We start from the raw sequence: 636 nt of genomic DNA, 5'->3' as shown, positions 1-636 counted from the left end.
ATCTCGATCAGGCCTTTGCCCTCGTTCTCGGCGCCAATTTAGGCACCGCGATCAACCCGCTGATCGAAGGGCAGTCGGGCACCGATCTATCCGTCAAACGGCTGCCGATCGGCAACATGCTGACGCGCATCGTCGGGGTGATCGCGGTGATCGGCCTGCTGGAGCCCGCCACGCGCCTGTCGGCGATGGTCGACAGCGACAGTGGCCGTGCCGTCGCCAATTTTCACAGTGCCTTCAATATCGTTCTGGCGGTGGTCTTCATGCCGCTGCTGCGGCCCTATGCCGATCTTTTGACGAAACTGCTACCGCAGAGAATCGACGAGGCCGATCCGACACGTCCGAGATATCTCGATCCGGCCGCCAAGGAGACGCCTGTCGTTGCTCTCGGGGCCGCGGCGCGGGAGGCGCTGAGGCTGGTCGACGTCTTGTCGGAAATGCTCGCCGGCGCGAAATCGGCACTGTCGAACAACGATCGCCGCGCATTGACGCGGTTGCGGTCGCTGGACAATATCCTCGACAGCCTCAACACGGCGGTTAAGACCTATCTGACTTCGATCGATCCCGATGAACTCGGCGAAGCCGACAGGCGGCGTCTGAACGAAATCCTGCTGTTTTCGATGAACATGGAGCATGCCG

At 61.5% G+C, this 636-nt stretch carries 1 pseudogene; it reads left to right on the top strand.

From position 1 onward, the window contains the following. A pseudogene (locus tag HGP16_RS33730) lies at window positions 1-636 on the top strand (Na/Pi cotransporter family protein); the annotation flags it as partial.

The organism is Rhizobium sp. P40RR-XXII (assembly GCF_012641405.1).
Taxonomy (GTDB): Bacteria; Pseudomonadota; Alphaproteobacteria; order Rhizobiales; family Rhizobiaceae; genus Rhizobium.
The sequence above is the reverse complement of the archived record's forward strand: the minus strand, read 5'-3'. Positions and strand labels throughout refer to the sequence as shown.